Consider the following 727-nt stretch of genomic DNA (forward strand, 5'->3'; position numbering starts at 1 on the left):
GCTTTCCTTTTGGTCTTGTATAGGGCATTGCAGGTACTATCGATTTCTCTAGTAAATAATGCGCATTGAATGGCGTTTTGTATCCGGAGTCTACTGCTAGTGTGATTGGCAACATATTTTTTTCTTCTAATCTTTCAACCATAGGTTTCAACTGTGTACTATCATGTATATTTCCAGGTGTGACATGTTGATCAATTATAAAACCATTTTTATCTACACAACTATGTAAGCTATACGCAAATTGTTTTTCTCTTTCACCTTTAACATAGTAACCAGCTTCTGGATCGGTAGTACTGACTTTCTTATTTTTAAACTCCTCCTTTTTCTTATTTTTTATGGGCTTTTTTCCTTGCGCTAACCTCTGTTGATTAATTTCATTATTAAGTTCTTCTTGGAAATGTAATGTATCCTTTTTTACAACTTGATTAATATATTTATTTTTATTCGCATTAGCTTTGATATGTGTTGAATCAATGAATAACGTTGAGTGGTCAATTAAGTTATTCTTAATCGCAATTTCTAATATTCTTTCGAATATTTGTTCAAACAGGTCAGTATCATGAAAGCGTCTTGTATAATTTTTACTGAATGTACCATAATGAGGGACTTTATCAAGAAAGCTAAATCCTAAATACCAACGGTAAGCTACGTTAGTTTCAATTTCTTTAATAGTTTGCCTCATTGATTTTATGCCAAATAATCTTTGAATCAGTAAGATCTTAACTAA

At 31.2% G+C, this 727-nt stretch carries 1 protein-coding gene; it reads right to left on the bottom strand.

Features of this window, described 5'->3' with window-relative positions:
• Nucleotides 1-727, bottom strand: a 727-nt coding sequence (locus LQ693_RS13475; protein WP_481817258.1) for a transposase, incomplete at both ends; no start/stop codon positions are given.

The sequence above is a fragment of the Mammaliicoccus sp. B-M6 genome, from assembly GCF_022386965.1.
Classification (GTDB): Bacteria; Bacillota; Bacilli; order Staphylococcales; family Staphylococcaceae; genus Mammaliicoccus; species Mammaliicoccus sciuri_A.